At 58.8% G+C, this 17,897-nt stretch carries 15 protein-coding genes; 9 read left to right on the top strand and 6 right to left on the bottom strand.

Features of this window, described 5'->3' with window-relative positions; genetic code table 11:
- Window positions 1-34: 34 nt before the first annotated feature.
- Window positions 35-1,255: an N-acetylmuramoyl-L-alanine amidase gene (locus tag ACR0AZ_RS03490; RefSeq protein WP_480666783.1), complete on the top strand. Its 1,221-nt coding sequence runs from the start codon at window positions 35-37 to the stop codon at window positions 1,253-1,255.
- A gap of 95 nt (window positions 1,256-1,350) precedes the next feature.
- Entirely contained in the window at window positions 1,351-3,840 is a 2,490-nt protein-coding gene (locus ACR0AZ_RS03495; RefSeq protein WP_480666784.1) for a penicillin-binding protein 1A, read from the top strand.
- On the opposite strand, the gene ACR0AZ_RS03500 is transcribed toward ACR0AZ_RS03495, so the two are convergent.
- Window positions 3,834-4,664, bottom strand: coding sequence for an aminoglycoside phosphotransferase family protein (locus ACR0AZ_RS03500; protein ID WP_480666785.1), 831 nt, complete (start codon window positions 4,662-4,664; stop codon window positions 3,834-3,836). The genes ACR0AZ_RS03495 and ACR0AZ_RS03500 overlap by 7 nt on opposite strands.
- A gap of 77 nt (window positions 4,665-4,741) precedes the next feature.
- Between ACR0AZ_RS03500 and prfB the strand changes: the two genes are divergently transcribed.
- The 3 genes from prfB (at window position 4,742) to ACR0AZ_RS03515 (ending at window position 8,256) form a co-directional block, all read left to right on the top strand.
- Window positions 4,742-5,866 (top strand): peptide chain release factor 2, encoded by a 1,125-nt coding sequence (gene prfB, locus ACR0AZ_RS03505; protein ID WP_480469512.1) that lies wholly within the window; start codon window positions 4,742-4,744, stop codon window positions 5,864-5,866.
- A 180-nt stretch (window positions 5,867-6,046) separates the two neighbouring features.
- Complete coding sequence (locus ACR0AZ_RS03510; protein ID WP_480666786.1) at window positions 6,047-7,444, top strand: amidase; 1,398 nt, start codon at window positions 6,047-6,049, stop codon at window positions 7,442-7,444.
- Window positions 7,445-7,470: 26 nt separating this feature from the next.
- Entirely contained in the window at window positions 7,471-8,256 is a 786-nt protein-coding gene (locus ACR0AZ_RS03515) for a DUF2189 domain-containing protein (protein ID WP_480469514.1), read from the top strand.
- A 17-nt stretch (window positions 8,257-8,273) separates the two neighbouring features.
- Here ACR0AZ_RS03515 and ACR0AZ_RS03520 read toward each other — a convergent pair whose 3' ends face one another.
- The 3 genes from ACR0AZ_RS03520 to ACR0AZ_RS03530 all read right to left on the bottom strand — a co-directional run bounded on the left by ACR0AZ_RS03520 (window position 8,274) and on the right by ACR0AZ_RS03530 (window position 11,667).
- A complete protein-coding gene (locus ACR0AZ_RS03520; RefSeq protein WP_480469515.1) occupies window positions 8,274-8,999 on the bottom strand; it encodes a helix-turn-helix domain-containing protein in 726 nt (241 codons plus the stop codon).
- Between the two features lie 282 nt (window positions 9,000-9,281).
- A complete protein-coding gene (gene ilvN, locus ACR0AZ_RS03525) occupies window positions 9,282-9,848 on the bottom strand; it encodes an acetolactate synthase small subunit (RefSeq protein WP_480469516.1) in 567 nt (188 codons plus the stop codon).
- 67 nt (window positions 9,849-9,915) lie between these two features.
- Complete coding sequence (locus ACR0AZ_RS03530) at window positions 9,916-11,667, bottom strand: acetolactate synthase 3 large subunit (protein ID WP_480469517.1); 1,752 nt, start codon at window positions 11,665-11,667, stop codon at window positions 9,916-9,918.
- Window positions 11,668-12,091: 424 nt separating this feature from the next.
- Between ACR0AZ_RS03530 and ACR0AZ_RS03535 the strand changes: the two genes are divergently transcribed.
- Entirely contained in the window at window positions 12,092-12,937 is an 846-nt protein-coding gene (locus ACR0AZ_RS03535) for a HalD/BesD family halogenase (RefSeq protein ID WP_480469518.1), read from the top strand.
- Window positions 12,938-12,940: 3 nt separating this feature from the next.
- Window positions 12,941-13,366 (top strand): bleomycin resistance protein, encoded by a 426-nt coding sequence (locus tag ACR0AZ_RS03540; protein WP_480469519.1) that lies wholly within the window; start codon window positions 12,941-12,943, stop codon window positions 13,364-13,366.
- A 74-nt stretch (window positions 13,367-13,440) separates the two neighbouring features.
- Here ACR0AZ_RS03540 and ACR0AZ_RS03545 read toward each other — a convergent pair whose 3' ends face one another.
- Together ACR0AZ_RS03545 and ACR0AZ_RS03550 are read right to left on the bottom strand one after the other, a co-directional pair.
- Entirely contained in the window at window positions 13,441-14,085 is a 645-nt protein-coding gene (locus ACR0AZ_RS03545) for a response regulator transcription factor (protein ID WP_480469520.1), read from the bottom strand.
- The gene (locus ACR0AZ_RS03550) at window positions 14,085-15,518 is read right to left on the bottom strand and encodes a cache domain-containing protein (protein ID WP_480469521.1); all 1,434 of its coding nucleotides are present in this window, start codon (window positions 15,516-15,518) and stop codon (window positions 14,085-14,087) included. The genes ACR0AZ_RS03545 and ACR0AZ_RS03550 overlap by 1 nt, the downstream gene beginning before the upstream one ends.
- 245 nt (window positions 15,519-15,763) lie before the next feature.
- Here ACR0AZ_RS03550 and ACR0AZ_RS03555 point away from each other — a divergent pair, with 245 nt between their 5' ends.
- Both ACR0AZ_RS03555 and ACR0AZ_RS03560 read left to right on the top strand, forming a co-directional pair.
- Window positions 15,764-16,846: a TRAP transporter substrate-binding protein gene (locus tag ACR0AZ_RS03555; protein WP_480469522.1), complete on the top strand. Its 1,083-nt coding sequence runs from the start codon at window positions 15,764-15,766 to the stop codon at window positions 16,844-16,846.
- A 119-nt stretch (window positions 16,847-16,965) separates the two neighbouring features.
- Window positions 16,966-17,892 (top strand): TRAP transporter small permease subunit, encoded by a 927-nt coding sequence (locus tag ACR0AZ_RS03560; protein WP_480666787.1) that lies wholly within the window; start codon window positions 16,966-16,968, stop codon window positions 17,890-17,892.
- Window positions 17,893-17,897 lie beyond the last annotated feature (5 nt).

Genomic DNA, 17,897 nt, shown 5'->3' on the forward strand with positions numbered 1-17,897 from the left:
TTTGCGCCAATCGATCTCGGGATAACTTGAGGCCATGAGCAGGATTTTCTACGCATTCGCCCTGATCTGGGCGCTGTCAGGTGTTGCCGTCGCGCAAGAGTTCAATGCGCTCGCCCGCGTGCTGCCCGAGCAAAGCCGCATCAGCGATGAAGGCCGATCCGGTGTGCGCGTCGATCTTGGCCTCAGCCAGGGTGTGCCCTATCGCGTTTTCACGCTGCGCGATCCTTACCGCATGGTGCTGGATTTTCAGGAGGTCGACTGGACCGGGCTGGACCGTCAGAGCTTTCTGCAATCCAACCGCATAAGCGGGGTGCGGTTTGGTGCCTATGTGCCCGGCTGGTCACGGCTGGTGTTGGAGCTGGGCGCGCCTCTGGCGATTGAAACAGCTAATCTGCGGGTCGATGAAACTACTGGCGCCGCGCATCTTTCACTGCAACTGGTTGGCACCGATTTTGACAGTTTCGCAGCTAACGCAGGCGCTCCGCGCCAGCCGGGGTGGGATTTGCCCGAACCTGTGCTCACGCCCGAAGCCTCAGGACGGGACAATGCGGGAGTCTTGCGGGTGATGCTGGACCCCGGCCATGGTGGCATTGATCCGGGGGCCGAAGTTCCGAATACGAATGAAAAGACACTCATGCTGACCTTCGCGCGTGAGCTGCGCGAAATGCTGCTGCGTGCCGGTGGGTTCGAGGTGGTGATGACACGTGTGGACGATCAGTTCGTCAGCCTTGAACGCCGCATTGCCTTGGCACACCGGGCAGGGGCCGATGTGTTCGTTTCGCTGCATGCTGACTGGCTGTCCGAAGGGCGCGCGCATGGGGCAGCGGTCTATACCCTTGCTGATGAGGCGTCAGACATTGCCAGCCAGAAACTGGCCGAGCGGCATGACAGGGGGGACTTGATCGCTGGGATCGATCTGAGTGGATCGGATGATCAGGTTGCCGATGTGCTGCTGGATCTGGCGCGGCAAGAAACCAAACCACGTACGAATGCACTGGCGCAGGCACTGGCCGAAGGGATGACCCAGCAGGGTGGACCGATGAACAGCCGCCCGATCCGTACCGGATCATTTTCGGTCCTCAAGGCTGCGGATATTCCGTCGGTTCTGGTCGAGCTTGGGTTTCTGTCTAGCCCACGCGATTTGAACAACATCCGGAACCCGGAATGGCGTGCCCTGATGGCGCATGGTATCGTGCAGGGGCTTGAGGCTTGGCGGCAGGATGATCAGGTGAAACGCAGCCTGATTGGGCAATGACGCAGCGGCGCAAAATGGCCATTGTAGGGTTTCGTGTTTTGACCCGGGACAGGCGCATCCCTATATAGGCGTCACCGCGAGAAAAAGGCAGTAACGTGATCCGGTTTGTTCTTTCGTTTTTCGGGGCGATCTTCAGCCTCGTGACTTTGGGTATATTTATGGCCGCGCTGGTTGTTGGCGCGGTGTTCTGGATGTATGGGCGCGACTTGCCCAGCCACGAGTCGTTGGCGCAATACAAACCGCCGACGATCAGCCGGATATATTCGGGCGAAGGTCAGCTGATCGACGAATTCGCGCAGGAACGCCGCCTGTTCACCCCGTCCGAGGAAATTCCCGATCTGGTGAAACAGGCCTTTATCTCGGCGGAAGACAAGAATTTCTATACCCATCAGGGGTATGACCCACGCGGGATTGTCGCCGCCGGGGTCGAGGCGGTGCGTACCAAGGGGGAAACCGTACGCGGGGCGTCGACGATTACCCAGCAGGTGATGAAGAACTTCCTGCTGTCCGGTGACCGCCGGGCTGAGCGCAAGATCAAAGAGATCATCCTTGCCACGCGGCTTGAGGATACCTTGGATAAGGAACAGATCCTCGAACTCTATATGAACGAGATCTTTCTGGGCCAGAACTCTTATGGCGTGACCGCCGCGGCGCAGACCTATTTCAACAAGACGCTGCAGGAACTTGCCCCGCATGAGGCCGCGATGCTGGCGGCGATGCCCAAGGCGCCCTCGGATTACCACCCGGTCCGTCAGAAAGAACGCCTGCTGAACCGCCGCAACTATGTGCTGCGCGAGATGCAGCAGAATGGTTACATCGATCAGGCGACCTATGAGGCTGAGGTCGAGATGCCTTTGCGTTCGGTCCAGAACGGCGACTTTGAGAGCTTCCGCACCGCCCTGCCGCCGCGTGATTACTTCACCGATGAAATCCGCCGCCAGTTGAGCGAGGACTTCGGCGAAGGCGAATTTTTTACCGGCGGTTTCACCGTGCGCGCATCCGTGGATGAAGAGATGCAGGTCGAGGCCGCTAAGGCCTTGCGCACAGCGCTTCAGAAATACGACCGCTCGCGCGGACGCTGGCGCGGCACAGGTGATGTGATCCCGGAAGAGAAGCTGGCGGATGAGGCGCAATGGCGCGAGGCGCTGGCGATCATGGAAATCCCACGCGACGTGGTGCTGCCGACGCAGTGGTACCCGGCGGTGGTGCTGAACGTTGCCGATCAGTCCCTGACAGTTGGTATCGAGGATGGCCCCGCTGACGGCGCCATTCCGCGGTCTGACATCCAGTGGATGCAGGGTAATTTCCAGGACAACTTCAAACGCGGCGACGTCATTCTGGTGATGGCCGGGGAAGAGGGTCAGTGGTCCGCCCGTCAGGTGCCCGAAGTGCAGGGTGGCTTTGTCGCGATGGACGTGAATTCGGGCCGTGTTCTGGCGATGCAGGGCGGGTTCTCGTATCAGGACACCGTGTTCAACCGCGCCACACAGGCGCAGCGTCAGCCGGGGTCGAGTTTCAAGCCCTTCGTCTATGCCGCCGCACTGGACAGTGGCTATAGCCCGGCGACGATCGTTGTGGACGCACCGATTGAGGTGAATACGCCACAGGGTCTGTGGAGGCCCAAGAACTCGTCGAACAAGTTCTATGGGCCAACGCCTTTGCGTACGGGTATCGAACAGTCGCGGAACCTGATGACCATTCGTCTGGCGCAAGAGGTGACGATGCCGGTGGTCGCAGGCTATGCCGAGCGGTTCGGCGTCTATGACCGGATGGGGGCGTTCCTTGCGAACTCACTGGGGTCCGAGGAAACCACGCTCTACAAAATGGTCGCGGCTTATGCGATGTTCGCCAATGGTGGTGAGCGGGTTGAACCGACCCTGGTCGACCGCATTCAGGACCGGTATGGCAAGACGATCTATCGCCATGATGACCGGCAATGTCTGGATTGCAATTCGAGCTGGCTGGAACCGGACGAAGCGCCTCAGATCATCACGGATCGCAGTCAGGTGATGGATGCGATCACCGCTTATCAGCTGACTTCGATGATGAAGGGCGTGGTTGATCGCGGAACCGCATCCAGCGTCGTCAATCTGCCGGTGCCGACAGCAGGCAAAACTGGCACCACCAATGAATCCAAGGATGCGTGGTTCATCGGATTTACCTCGAACATCGTTGCCGGCTGCTATATCGGTTACGACCGCCCGCGCCCGATGGGGCGGGGAGCCTATGGCGGCACCATGTGCGGCCCGGTCTTCCAAAGCTTCATGGAAAAAGCCGTCGAGAAATATGGCGGTGGCCCGTTCGAAGTGCCGCCGGGTGGGCAGTTCATCAAGATCGACCGGTTCAGCGGTGCACGCCTGCCGGCAGATGCATCGGGTGATTATGTTGTCGCCGAGTATTTCCGCGACGGCGTCGACGGTTTTATCGACCGCGTCTATGACGGTGGCTTTGCCGTTGGATCGGAATTGCCGTTGTTCGAAGAAGTCACCCGAGGCGGTCGCCAAGTGACGACCTCGACCGGCAACACGATTACGGTTGGTCCCAACGCCAGTCAGGGTGACCTGCAGGGCGGCGGTCTTTATTGATCTGTGATCTCTAGCAAAAGATGAAGCAGACCGGCCTCATGGTCGGTCTCGATCCTCCTATCGGCGCGCCAGAAGATAGACAGCGCGCATTTCGCGGCGGCCCATTCTGCGAGCCGCTGAGCACTGACGTTCATAGCATCGGAATAAAGGGTCAGGCATCGGTGGATCTGACCGTGTTGGCGCACCAGTTCGGGCATGCCCTTCGGGTGGCGCAAGGCGTTGGCAAGCTCATACGCGGGATCACCCAGATAGCCTTTGGCGTCTATGACCCGCGGCCCCTTGGCGGTCAGTATTACGTTGTCGGGATGTAGGTCCCCGTGCAGCGGTACTGCTTCGGGCTGGTTGTCCAGCAAGGCGCGCGCCAAGTCGATAGCCCGGACCATGTCATGTCGAAACGGCACGAGGCAGTTCGGTGCAAACTCGCAGCAGAGTAGCGGGTCAAACACCTGCTGCAGCGGTTTCAGCCGTGTCGCCTTGACCACTGGCGCACGATGCAGGCGGCGCGCGGTTTCAGCCAGCGCGGCGAGGGTGGTATCGGGCTGTCCGGCGCGGGCCAGATCGCCCAGCGATGGCCCCTCCAGCCACTCCATCAGCACGGCATTGTTCTCCTCTGCCAGAACCGTGACCGCGCCGCGGTTTTGCCAAAGCCTGAGGAGGTCGGTGCCAGCCGCCTCGTTGCCCCGATCTTCGCGGCGATAGAGTTTCAGCGCTGCAGGACCATTGGCTGTTTGAACCTGCCAAAGCTGAGCGTGACCGGTGTCAGCGATATGTGACACGAAGCTCAGGCCCCACGCATCCGCAATCTTTTCCGCAGCGCTTTGCATTCCGATCCTGCCTGTCTTGTGGTGGCCCGCACCTCTTGCTATCACGCAGGCCTGATTGAGCAAGTTGGGACAAGACCATGCGCGCCGAAACCCAGAACATCGTGGCGGAAATCGAAAAGTCGCTGGAGCTGCTGGCGCAGCGCATGGACTATGAAACTGCGCCGCATCGGTTGGAGGAATTCAACGCGCGCGTCGAGGATCCGAACCTGTGGGATAACCCCGAGAACGCGCAGAAGCTAATGCGCGAGCGGCAGTTGCTGGTTGATGCCATCGAGACATATGAATCCATCAAGACCGATCTGAGCGACAATATCGAACTGATCGAACTTGGCGAGATGGAGGAAGATCAGGAAGTCGTCGACGACGCCGAAGCTTCGATCAAGGCGTTGCGGGCCAAGGCCGCCAAGAAAGAGCTTGAGGCGCTGCTGGATGGTGAGGCCGACGGCAATGATACATTCCTTGAGATCAATTCGGGCGCGGGCGGCACAGAGAGCTGTGATTGGGCTTCGATGCTGGCGCGGATGTATGTGCGTTGGGCCGAGAAGAAGGGGTATACGGTCGAACTGCAATCCGAGACAGCCGGTGAAGAGGCGGGGATTAAATCTGCCGCTTATAAGATTTCCGGGCATAACGCTTATGGCTGGCTGAAGTCGGAGAGCGGTGTGCATCGGCTGGTGCGCATTTCTCCTTATGACTCGGCTGCGAAACGGCATACCTCGTTCAGCTCGGTTTGGGTCTACCCGGTGGTGGACGACAATATCGAGATCGAGGTGAACCCCTCCGACATTCGTATCGATACTTACCGGTCTTCGGGCGCGGGGGGACAGCACGTGAACACGACGGACTCGGCGGTGCGGATCACGCATATCCCGACCGGGATTGTGGTGACGAGTTCCGAGAAATCGCAGCATCAGAACCGTGACATTGCCATGAAGGCGTTGAAATCGAGGCTGTATCAGCAAGAGCTGGATCGCCGGAACGCGGATATCAACGCGGCGCATGAAGCCAAGGGGGACGCGGGCTGGGGCAACCAGATCCGGTCTTACGTGCTGCAGCCCTATCAGATGGTCAAGGATCTGAGGACCAACCATGAGACTTCAGACACCAAAGGGGTGTTGGATGGCGATCTGGATGGGTTCATGGCGGCGACGCTGGCTTTGAATGTGGCGGGTAAATCCCGGTCCGAGGCGCAGGGCGACTAGGCCGGGCAGGGGGCGCTGCCCCCGTCGCGGCAGGCCGCGACTCCCCCGGGATATTTTGGGCCAGATGAAGCGGGATCCCGTTCGCGCCTCTGGTCGGGAAAAGATACATTGAAACAGTGGGTTTAAATGGTGAGGCGGCTTGGCTAGGCTGAGCGGCGAAAGCCTGATGTGAGCCTGCCTATGAACCTGAGCCAAACCTCTGCCACAGACCTGTTGGGCGCCCTTGCGCAGCGCTCGATCTCTGCGGGTGAGGTTATGCGCGCGACGCTGGATCGGATCGCTGAGGTCAATGGCCGCGTAAATGCGATCGTTGCGCTACGGGATGAAGCGGCGTTGCTGGCAGAGGCGCAGGCGCTGGATGACGGCCCGATCCGAGGGCCGTTGCATGGTTTGCCGATTGCGGTGAAAGATCTGGTGAACGTGGCCGGGGTTGTGTCGACACAAGGTTCGCCGCTGTTCAAGGACCACGTTCCGCAGTCTGATGACTTGATCGCAGCGCGGATGCGGGCGGCTGGCGCGATTCTGATAGGCAAGACAAACTCGCCCGAGTTCGGGTTGGGATCGCACACGTTCAACCCGGTCTATGGCGCCACGCGCAACCCGTATGACCCGGCGCGATCCTGTGGTGGGTCATCCGGTGGTGCGGCGGTGGCTTTGGCCACTGGCATGGTAGCGCTGGCCGATGGGTCGGACATGATGGGCAGTTTGCGCAACCCGGCTGCGTGGAACAATGTGTACGGGTTTCGGCCCAGCTGGGGGCGGGTGCCCTCTGAACCTGTCGGGGACAGCTATCTGCACCAGCTATCGACCCTTGGCCCCATGGCACGCAGCCCGGAGGATATCGGGATTTTGCTGGATGTAATCTCGGGCCCGGATTCGCGGATGCCGCTGAGCCTTGATGTCGATGATGTCTCTACGGTTTCGAAGGCCGACCTGAAAGGCATGCGGATCGGATGGCTGGGCGATTGGGGCGGCGCGTTTCCTTATGAGGCTGGAATATCAGAGCTGTGTGAGAACGCTCTGGACGTATTTGCTCAGCTTGGGGCGCGTATTGAGTCGGTTGCCCCGCCATTTGACGCCGAACGGATTTGGGACAGCTGGATTACCTTGCGATCCTGGAGCGTAGCCACAGGGCTGGAAGCCTTGTCGGACCGGAAAGCCTCACTCAAGGACAGTGCGCAATGGGAGTTGGAGCGTGGATTGGCGCTGAGCGCGATGGACGTGCATCATGCCAGTGTCACACGGTCGGAGTGGTTTCGGCAGGCCGCGGCGCTGTTTGAAAGCTATGATGCGCTGGTACTTCCGGCGGCTCAGGTTTGGCCCTTTGATATCGACCAGCCATATCCGACCGAGGTCGCAGGACAGGTGATGGACACCTATCACCGCTGGATGCAGGTGGTTACTCCGGTCAGTTTGCTGGGTCTGCCCTGTCTGGCGGTGCCAGCCGGGTTTGGCGCGCAGGGATTGCCGATGGGTTTGCAGCTATTCGGGCCACGCGGTTCCGACGCGCGAATGCTGGCAGTCGGGGCAGCTTATCATGAGGCGACGTGCTGGCCACAGAAAAGACCGACCAACTAGATCGGTCACGGGAGGAGAGACAGAGAATGGATAAGCCTTTTGGTGTTCCAACAATGAAAGCGGTTGACGCAGCCATGCTGAAGGACGCGCTGCGTCAGGGTTGGCAGGATTTCCGCCGCGCGCCGGTCTTCGGTCTTTTGTTTGCCGGGTTCTACGTGGTGGCGGGCTGGGTGATGGCCTGGGTCACACTGCAGAGTGGAACCTCGTTCTGGCTGGTACTCGCCGCGATCGGGTTCCCGCTGATCGGTCCGTTTGCCGCCGTGGGTCTCTATGAAGTTTCTCACCGACTTGAGCAGGGCGAACCGCTGGATTTTGGTGCGATCTTTGGGGTTGTCGTGCAGCAAAGCCGCAGGCAGCTGCCGTCGATCTGTGCCATCATCGTGGTGATGTTCCTGTTCTGGTTTTTCCTCGGGCACATGATTTTTGCACTTTTCATGGGGCTGTCGACGATGACCAACATCTCATCGTCGTTTGAGGTGTTTCTGACACCAAATGGATTGTCCATGCTGGCCATCGGGACAGTCGTCGGGGCCATATTTGCGATCCTGCTTTACATGATCACGGTTCTGTCGATCCCGATGTTGCTGGATCGTGAGTTGGATTTTGTCACCGCGATGATATCGAGCTATGCCTATGTCGCTGCAAATAAAGGCGTGATGTTGGGCTGGGGCGCTTTCATTGCCATTGTCACCTTTCTGGCAATGATCCCGTGGTTTTTGGGTTTGTTGGTGGTATTGCCGCTGATGGGCCACGCCAGTTGGCGCCTCTATCGGCTGATCACTGAAGACGCAGTGGCAGACGAAGCGGCCTGAATACAGGCCCGGATGTGTCAGCGCGCTTCTGGGGCGTGCGGTGCTCTGCGTCTTAGACGCAGGGCTGCAGACAGATCGTACGCGAGGTGACGTAGTTCCAGCCGTTGAATATTCGGACCTAGGGCAGGTCGGTCTGGTAGCCGCAGCAGATAACCCAGCCACCGCAACTCGGTGTCCGAGGGTTGTGGCGTCACTACCATCACCCGGCAATCCCGCCCGCCCTGACGGGACATCAGCGCGCAGATCTGCGTACCGGATTGCGTGACAACCCCTTGAAGCTCGCGCGCGGGGGCGGGTTCACCGGGCATCGCTGAGTGCGGCTCATAACCGCGCAGCAGGGCGCAATGGCCAATGCGGCGCACAAGCAGCAGCTGGTGCCGTGCGGCATCGCTTCCGTTCAGATCTGCCTCGATCGCGTGATAGAAACCGGGTGCGAACAGCGCGTTGGTTCCGGCAGCGAGAAAGCGGTCGATGGTGTCGGACGCCGGGTGCGCAGGGGGTGTTTCAATCTCTTCCAAAGGTTTCAGCAGGATACGCGCATCCACGGCAAAGAACCGGCAAATCCGATCCAGCACGTCGGGTCGCGGAAAGCTTTCGCCACCCAGATATCGATTGAACTGTGTCCGGTTGATGCCCAACTGGCGGCAGAGTTCCGAAACCGAAGGATAGCTGCGCGCAAGCTGTTTGAGGTTTTCGCCAAACATGCTGCGCAATTCGGCGGGGTTGCGGATGGTATCGGTCACGTTCGTCCCGGGATTCTGCTGGTTTTTAGTAAAACGCGATCACATCGGCGCAATGGCCGAATGTCAGTCAGAAATCGTAACGAAGACCCTAGCGGAGGCCTGATTGCACGCCGCTACACGCTACACGCTAACGTGACGTGTGCCAAAATCAATAGGGTTTTGGCTAACTTGTCTGATCTTTTTCATGTTCTGGTCTAGATGTGAGGAAAATAGCCGCGCGTTTGCGTTCGCGCGGTTATTTCAGTGATCGAGCCGCGCATGATGCGGCAGAGAGACCGGATTTCAGGTTCTATCGCCACGCAATAAGGCAGCAACACCAGTGCGCGCGATTTCAGCAAGACCCAGGGGCCGCATCAGATCGGCAAACGCGTCGATCTTGTCTGGCGCACCTGTGATCTCGAAGATGAACGAATTCAGGGTGCTGTCGACCACATTGGCACGGAAGATATCCGCAAGACGCAGCGCTTCGACCCGTTTGTCGCCTTCGCCGACGACCTTGATGATCGCCAGTTCGCGTTCAACTGATGAGCCTTCGACGGTCAGGTCATGCACATCCCGCACCGAAACGATCCGGCCCAGCTGTGCCTTGATCTGTTCGATCACCTGCGGCGTGCCGGTGGTCACGATGGTGATCCGGCTGAGATGTCCGGTGTGGTCCACCTCGGCGACGGTGAGACTTTCGATGTTATAGCCGCGGCCCGAGAACAGACCGATCACCCGCGCCAATACGCCGGGCTCGTTTTCGACCAGAACGGCGATCGTGTGCTGCTCCTGTACGTCCGAGAAAGTGGGGCGTAGGTTGTATGCGGAATGGCGGGTTGCGCCTTTTTTGATTTGTAGGGCAGACATTTATGTCCCTTTCATCATCCTGCGATGGTCGGGCACCGAAGCGCCCGACAAAATTCGTCGAATTTTGTTAAACCAGAACCGAACCCTTGGAATCGATCACGCCCTGGGTCTCGGCTTCGCCAAGCAGCATCTCGTTATGGGCTTTGCCCGACGGGATCATCGGGAAGCAGTTCTCGTGCTTTTCGACCAGACAGTCAAAGATCACCGGGCCGTCATAGTTGATCATCTCCATGATCGCGTCATCCAGATCGGCGGGCTCAGAACAGATGATGCCCTTGGCACCAAACGCTTCGGCGAGCTTGACGAAATCGGGCAGTGCCTCGGACCACGAATGCGAGTACCGTTCGCCATGCAGCAACTCCTGCCACTGGCGCACCATGCCCAGGCGTTCGTTGTTGAGGATGAACTGCTTCACCGGCAGGCGGTACTGAACGGCGGTGCCCATCTCTTGCATGTTCATCAGCCACGAAGCCTCGCCCGCCACGTTGATCACCAACGCATCCGGATGCGCCATCTGCACGCCGATCGAGGCCGGGAAGCCGTAGCCCATGGTGCCCAGACCGCCAGACGTCATCCAACGGTTGGGGTCTTCGAAGCCAAGATATTGCGCGGCCCACATCTGGTGTTGGCCAACTTCGGTTGTGATATAACGGTCGTGGTTCTTGGTCAGTTCTTCCAGCCGCCGTAAGGCGTGTTGCGGTTTAATGGTCTTCTCGCTGGCCGTGAAAGCCAGGCAATTCACCTTGCGCCAGTCATCGATCTGCTTTTGCCATTCGGCAACAGCTGGCGTGTTGGTTTTGCGGCCGCGCGATTTCCAGATGTTCAGGATGTCTTCCAGAACATGGGCAACGTCACCGACAATCGGGATATCCACACGGATGACCTTGTTGATCGAGGACGGGTCAATATCGATATGCGCCTTGACCGAATTCGGCGAGAACGCATCGATCCGTCCGGTGATCCGGTCGTCAAAGCGAGCACCAATGTTGATCATCAGATCGCAATCATGCATCGCCATGTTGGCCTCATAGAGGCCATGCATCCCCAGCATTCCGATCCAGTTCTTGCCTGAAGCCGGATAAGCCCCGAGCCCCATCAGAGTCGAAGTGATTGGAAAGCCGGTCGCATCCACCAACTCGCGCAGCAACTGGCTGGCCGCGGTGCCAGAGTTGATGACGCCGCCGCCGGTGTAGAAAACGGGCTTCTTGGCGGTCTCCATCGCGGCAACCAGTTCAGTGATCTCTTCCAGATCACCTTTGAGCACGGGTTGATAATGTGAGGTTGAAGGCTTCGGTCCGCTGTATTCTCCATTCGCAAACTGAACATCCTTGGGGATGTCGATCAGAACGGGGCCGGGGCGGCCCGACGTGGCGACGTGGAAGGCCTCGTGCAGGGTGCCGGACAGTGAGTCGGTATCTTTCACCAGCCAATTGTGCTTGGTGCAGGGGCGGGTGATGCCTACGGTGTCGGCTTCCTGGAACGCGTCCGAGCCAATCATGAAGGTCGGCACCTGACCGGTCAGAACAACGATCGGGATCGAATCCATCAGCGCATCGGTCAGACCGGTCACCGCATTGGTCGCGCCGGGGCCAGACGTCACCAGCGCAACGCCCGGTTTGCCGGTGGACCGCGCATAGCCTTCGGCTGCGTGTACCGCGCCCTGTTCGTGCCGCACAAGAATGTGACGGATATCGTTTTGCAGAAAGATCTCATCATAGATCGGTAGGACGGCGCCACCGGGGTATCCGAATACCGTGTCCACGCCCTGATCCTTAAGGGCCTGAACCACCATCTTTGCGCCGGTCATCTCACGTGTCATCTGCTTTGCTCCGTTCGCGACATGTGTCTTGCGTTCTGCATAAAAAAAGCCCCCGAGATTTTTCGGAGGCGCATGGGTTCGATTATGGTTTACCGTTACCGGCCCATGCGCTTGGTTCCTACGATTACGACTAGCGTTCTCATCGCCAGAGGCTCCTTCTTTGCGTGCAGGGACATTATGAGGGGCGCGCGGGGGCGTCAACAGGCAATTGCTCAAATTTTCTAACTCGGAGGCGGTATTTTGCGACATATTATTGCGCATTTTGACGCATGTTGGGAATTTCCGCCAAAAATCGAAGTTATTCACTGGTTTGGCAGAGGATGCGGAGGTCTGAAAGCGTCAACGCGATGTCCGAAACGGGCATGATCGGTCGACCTGTCTGCGTCACGCTTGTCTGTAACCGCACGAAAAAAGGAGATCAGTGATGCTGCACGATCTGGTGGATCTCGGGCGATACCCGATCGATTGCCCGGGATCCTGGGCGTATAACCGAATGATCGAGGATCTTCGGCGAGAGCTTGATCAGGACGGTTGTGCGGTGTTGCCCGGTTTTGTGCACGAAGCCGGGTTGGAGCATCTGGTGCGTGAAGCCGAAGCTACCGCCCCGCAGGCGCATCGTTCGTTCAACCGGACCAACGCCTATTTCACCAAGGATGATCCGCGCTTCGGGATCGGCCATCCAATACGTCGTTTCTACGACCGGTCAAACGCCTTTGTTCCAGCGGATAACTTTGCCAAAAATGGTCCCCTGCGTCGGATTTACGAATTTGAAGAGTTTATGCCCTTCATCCGGACCGCTCTGAACGAACCCGAGGATCGGTTCTTTCGATATGATGATCCGCTGGCCGATGTGATCATTAACGTGGTCGAGGAGGGGCAGGGCTTTCCCTGGCATTTCGACACCAACAACTACACGGTCACGCTGGCGATCCAGAATGGGGAAGAGGGCGGGGCGTTTCAGTATGCTCCCAACCTTCGCAGCGCAGATGAGGAGAATTTTTCGGATGTCGCGGCGGTGCTGGATGGCAACATGGCGCGAGTTCATACGCTTGAACTGCAGCCCGGCGATCTGCAGATATTCCGGGGACGGTATTCACTGCACCGGGTGGCACCGGTCAGCGGCCCGCGCAAGCGGTATGTCGGGATTTTTTCGTTTGTCGAAACTGAAGGCATGTGTGGGGGAGTCGAGCGGACCCGCCAACTATACGGCCGCGTATTGCCGCATCATCATGAGCGTGAAGGATTGCGAAACGATCAACTTATCGACTGAGTCATGCTAGAGTTTCAGCCATTGGATCGGGAGGATCAGATGGCGCGGATATTGCAACTCACACCGTTTGTGCTGTGCTCGTCTCTGGACAGGCAAATCGAGTTTTATTGCACTCGGTTGGGATTTACCTGCACCTTCAAGCAGGACAACTATGCTTTCTTGCGGCTTGATGTGGTTGCCATCCGTTTGCTGGAATGCCCGCCGCGCCCGGATGGGCGTCCGTTGGGTGACGAACAATCTTTCTATATCGATGTCGAAGGGATTGACGCTTTGTATGAAAAGCTGCGTCCTGGTTTGCAGGACTTGCCCGAGGGGCGCGTGCGGCCTCCATTCGATCAACCCTATCGACAGCGCGAGTTCCACGTCATCGACGAGGACGGGACGCTGGTGTTTTTTGGCGAAGGCATCAGCCCGCGCGGCAGCGGGTAGCACTCCCGCCCGTCGTCGAAGCGCCTTCGGCGCGCCTCCTCCGGTTGGGCCGGGCAGCGCGTGCCGCGCTGCGGTCAGAACCCGGGACTGGTGCCTTGCAGCACCCCATGTTCTAGCGCATAGCGGGTCAGGCCCGCGGTGGAGGAGATGCCAAGCTTGCGTTTGATGTTCTTGCGGTGGGTCTCGACGGTGCGTACCGAGATATCCAGCGCCAGCGCGACCTCTTTGTTGGATTTGCCCTGCGCCAGTTCCAGCAGAATGGTCTGTTCGCGGCCTGTCAGCGCCTCGCGGGTGTTGCCGTCCTTGGGCTCCAGCGATCCGCTGGCCCCGGTGCAGAGGTAGCGCTCGCCGCGCATCACCGCATCGATGGCCTGCTTGATCTCTTCAGTGGGCACGTCCTTGAGCACATAGCCCTTGGCCCCGTGGCTGAGCGCGGTCGAGATGTATTCCGGGCTGTCATGCATCGACAGGATCAGGATGCGCGTGTCGGGCACCCGTTCGAGAATGAGTTCGGTTGCGCTGAGCCCGCTGAGACCTGGCATGTTGAGGTCCATCAGTATTACGTCCGGTTCCAGCTGTGTCGCCTGATCGACCGCCTCCTGACCGTTGGAGAGGGTGCCGACCACTTCGATCTCGTCATAGCCTTCGAGCAGAGATTGGATGCCCTCAGCCACCATCGGGTGATCGTCGACAATAAGAACCCGGATCGAATCAGACATCAGGAACCGGCCTTTCGTTTCGGTGTTGCGTCTTCCTGCGGTGGCAGCAGGTGGCTGAGCGGCAGGCTGGCCTCGATCACGGTGCCGCTGCGTTGACCGCGGGATGACAGAATGCGAAGCGAACCGTCAAGCTGTTCTATCCGTTCCTGCATGTTGCGCAGGCCGATACCGGTGGAGGTGCTGTCCGTTTCGCTGCGCAGCCCGCAGCCATTGTCCGTGATGCGCATCGTGGCGCCTTTCTTGTGGCCGCGCAGGTCGATTGTAACACGGGTCGCGCCCGAGTGACGCTCGATATTGGTCAGCGCCTCTTGGGCAATCCGGTAGAGCGCGATCTTACTGTCCTGATCCAGCCGGTTGCGGAACACCACTGTGGTGAACTCGGTCTCGATCCCTGTGCGTTCGCGGAAATCGTCGGTCAGCGCCTTAAGCGCGGGGCCGAGGCCCAGATCGTCCAGCACGCCGGGTCTAAGATCGCGACTGATGCGGCGCACTTCGGTAATCGCGGTACCCAGATTGTCGATGCCTTTCTCTAATGGTTCCTGCGCACCTGTATCGTCGCCGCGGGTCAAGCGGCGGCGGGCGTTGTCCAGCGCATAGCGGACACCGACTAGGATCTGGCTGATGCCGTCATGCAGTTCGCGCGCCACGCGGCCGCGTTCTTCTTCCTGCGCGTCGAACACGCGCTGGGTCAGCTCTTTGAGTTTGGCATCGGCCAGACGGCGCTCACGGAAATTCAGCAACATGCCTGAGGCGAAAACGATCAGCACGGCAGCCAGAACGATGCCTCCGATATAGAGGAAGGTGCGCTGAACGCGCGCTTCGACTTCGGCCCGTGCATTAGCGACTGTTGCGACTATATCATCAATAAAGACGCCGGTGCCGACGACCCAGCGCCAATCCTGCAGGCCGACGACATAGGCAATCATCTGCGCCTCTTCCCCGGTCGAGGGTTTTTGCCACATGAAGCTGTGCCAGCCAGCACCCTGACGGGCGAGCGTGATGAACTCGTCCACGATCGGTATGCCGTCGCTGTCGGTCAGATCTGACCAGTTGCGGTTGATGAACTCGGTCTGGCGCGGGCTGACAAGGTTGTTGCCGTCATAATCGTAGACGAAGAAAAAACCGTCCTTGCCATAGATCATCGCCGACAGGATCTGTGTAACGAGGTTCTTTGCAACCTCATCATCGGGCGAGGCGCGACCGTAGATATAGGCAAACCCGTTGCGAGCCTGAGTCACATAGTTGCGCAGTTCATCCTTCTTGGCCTCGATCAGACGACGTTCGAGGGCTTGTATCTCGCGTTCGGCGGTTGCACGGGATTCATAGGCGACCACCAGCGCAATCGCAGCCACCGCTGCAAGCAGCGGGATAGCAGCGACCAGCGACAGTTTCTGCGCATAGGTCAGCGAGATGAGATTTCGGAATCCTCTCATGGTCGAATCGATACGCAAGCTGCCAGGAAATTGCAAAAAGATTGGGCGATCAGTGGTCCCGGCACTCGATTTTTAAGAAGGGGCAGGTGAAATCGGCCTGATTTATGCCCCGAGCGCGGAAAAATCGGCTCGGCTACGTAGTAGTAGGTATTCACATTCATGTGCTTGCAATTAGGCTGACGCGCACTGGAAACGATCGGCCCGGCATCAGCCGGGTAATGAATATGTAGGGGAGGAACACTCATATGGATCGTCGTAAGTTTCTGAAAACGTCAGCACTGGGCGGCTCGGCTGCTGCCGCGACCACTCTGGCCGCGCCCGCTTATGCGCAGGGCAAGCGGACGCTGACCATGGTCACCTCGTGGGGCCGTGGCCTTGCGGGCGTTTTCGACAGCGCGCAGCGTTGTGCCGACAGCATCACCACAATGTCGGATGGTGACCTGAACGTTGAAATCAAAGCCGCCGGTGAACTGGTTGGTGCGTTCGAAGTGTTCGACGCGGTATCGTCCGGTCAGGCCGATATGTACCACGCGGCTGATTACTATTTTGTGGGTCAGCACCCGGGCTATGCCTTCTTCACCGCTGTTCCGTTCGGCATGACCGCGCAGGAACTAGTGAACTGGTACTACCATGCCGGCGGTATGGAGCTGCATGACGAACTGGGCGAAATCTTCGGCCTGAAATCCTTCCTGGCCGGTAACACCGGTGCGCAGGCAGGTGGCTGGTACTCGAAAGAGATCAACAGCCCCGAAGACTTCAACGGTCTGAAGTTCCGTATGCCGGGTCTGGGCGGTAAGGCACTGGGCAAACTGGGTGCATCGGTTCAGAACATTCCGGGCTCGGAAGTGTATCAGGCGCTGTCGTCCGGCGCGATTGACGGAACCGAGTGGATCGGTCCGTGGGCCGACGAAAAAGCGGGCTTCCAGGAAATCACCAAGACTTATTACACTGCAGGCTTCCACGAGCCGGGTGCGGGTCTGTCGCTGGCCACCAACCGCGAAGTGTTTGACAGCCTGTCCGCCGCTCAGCAGAAGATCATCGAGATCGCAGCTGCCGAAGCGCACCAGTGGAACCTGGCGCAATTCCTGGCCAACAACGGCGCGGCGCTGCAGCGTCTGCAGGCCGGTGGTGTCAAGGTCATGGAATTCCCCGACAGCGTCTGGGATGCCTTCGGTCAGGCCAGCCAGGAAGTGCTGGACGAGAACATGGGCGACGAGCTGTTCAAGCGGATCCATGACAGCGCCATGGAGTCGATGGCCGCATCGTCGGGCTGGAACAACCTGTCGTCGGGTGTCTACACCGCACAGCGCGACCGCGTGCGCGGTTAAGCACTCCCGCTCAATGCAATCGGTTCCCCCGTTCGGCGGGGGAGCCTTTCCCGTTGCACATAAGCGGTTCGGACATACCGCAATAATGAAACGTGCAACCGATGCGACCTGGGGACAACATGCAGGACGAAAACGGTATCTCGTTCTTCGGCGCCCTTTGGAATGGACTGGTCTGGTTCATTCAGAACATTGCCGAAGCCTTCTATAATTTCGGATACGCCATCACGCATCCGCAGCTCTGGCTGAACTGGTCGGACAAAGAAGCTATCATGCGCTTTGTCTATTACGGCGGTTCGGTCGAGTTCTTCTTCGTGATCTTCGCGCTGTTTCTGGTGCTGACGGCCATTGGCCTTTACTACCGGAACTTCATGTGGGGAATGGTGCGCGTGTTGGAAGGATTTGCCAACACAACGGGTCGCTTCTTTGCCTGGGCGGGTCTGCTGATGGTCATACAGCAGATTGTTATCGTTTTCATGCAGCGGGTGTTTACACGCCCGGATATGTCTTTCGGGCTGGGTATCCCTTTTCAAATGGATATCAGCTGGTTCGCAGAAGAACTTAAACTCTATAACGCCATGGTGGTCTGTCTTTGCTGCACCTATACGTTTGTGCAGGGCGGTCACGTCCGGGTTGACCTGATCTATGCCGGTATCAGCCATCGCGCCAAGCGCGTTGTCGACATGTGCGGGGCGGTTCTGTTCATGATGCCCATGGCGGTGCTGACATGGATGTATGGCTGGTACTTTATGTGGCGGCACCTGATCGTGCCGAAGCCCTCGGCCAGCGATACTCTGGACCGGTTGGTCGCCAAGTCCCGCGCGCTGCGCTGGAACGTTGAAACCATCGGGTTCAGCCCAAACGGCTTCAACGCTTATTTCCTGTTCAAAATTCTGCTGGTGGCCTTTGCCGCGATGGTGTTCCTGCACGCGATCGCGTTCCTGTATCGGTCTTATCTGGAATATGTGGAAGGGCCGGAAAGCATTGGAAAATACCTCGACAAGGACAGCCTTGGCGAGGGTGAAGAAGCCTACGAAGGCGCGCATTAGGGACG

It is taken from the genome of Ruegeria sp. BE3, assembly GCF_056538865.1.

What these genes read in the sequence shown, in the direction of transcription:
- ACR0AZ_RS03535 (WP_480469518.1), top strand. Translation starts at nt 12,092, where the DNA reads ATGCTGCACGATCTGGTGGATCTCGGGCGATACCCGATCGATTGCCCG.
- ACR0AZ_RS03545 (WP_480469520.1), bottom strand. Translation starts at nt 14,085, where the DNA reads ATGTCTGATTCGATCCGGGTTCTTATTGTCGACGATCACCCGATGGTG.
- prfB (WP_480469512.1), top strand. Translation starts at nt 4,742, where the DNA reads ATGCGCGCCGAAACCCAGAACATCGTGGCGGAAATCGAAAAGTCGCTG.
- ACR0AZ_RS03515 (WP_480469514.1), top strand. Translation starts at nt 7,471, where the DNA reads ATGGATAAGCCTTTTGGTGTTCCAACAATGAAAGCGGTTGACGCAGCC.
- ACR0AZ_RS03510 (WP_480666786.1), top strand. Translation starts at nt 6,047, where the DNA reads ATGAACCTGAGCCAAACCTCTGCCACAGACCTGTTGGGCGCCCTTGCG.
- ACR0AZ_RS03530 (WP_480469517.1), bottom strand. Translation starts at nt 11,667, where the DNA reads ATGACACGTGAGATGACCGGCGCAAAGATGGTGGTTCAGGCCCTTAAG.
- ACR0AZ_RS03550 (WP_480469521.1), bottom strand. Translation starts at nt 15,518, where the DNA reads ATGAGAGGATTCCGAAATCTCATCTCGCTGACCTATGCGCAGAAACTG.
- ACR0AZ_RS03555 (WP_480469522.1), top strand. Translation starts at nt 15,764, where the DNA reads ATGGATCGTCGTAAGTTTCTGAAAACGTCAGCACTGGGCGGCTCGGCT.
- ACR0AZ_RS03500 (WP_480666785.1), bottom strand. Translation starts at nt 4,664, where the DNA reads ATGCAAAGCGCTGCGGAAAAGATTGCGGATGCGTGGGGCCTGAGCTTC.
- ACR0AZ_RS03540 (WP_480469519.1), top strand. Translation starts at nt 12,941, where the DNA reads ATGCTAGAGTTTCAGCCATTGGATCGGGAGGATCAGATGGCGCGGATA.
- ACR0AZ_RS03490 (WP_480666783.1), top strand. Translation starts at nt 35, where the DNA reads ATGAGCAGGATTTTCTACGCATTCGCCCTGATCTGGGCGCTGTCAGGT.
- ilvN (WP_480469516.1), bottom strand. Translation starts at nt 9,848, where the DNA reads ATGTCTGCCCTACAAATCAAAAAAGGCGCAACCCGCCATTCCGCATAC.
- ACR0AZ_RS03560 (WP_480666787.1), top strand. Translation starts at nt 16,966, where the DNA reads ATGCAGGACGAAAACGGTATCTCGTTCTTCGGCGCCCTTTGGAATGGA.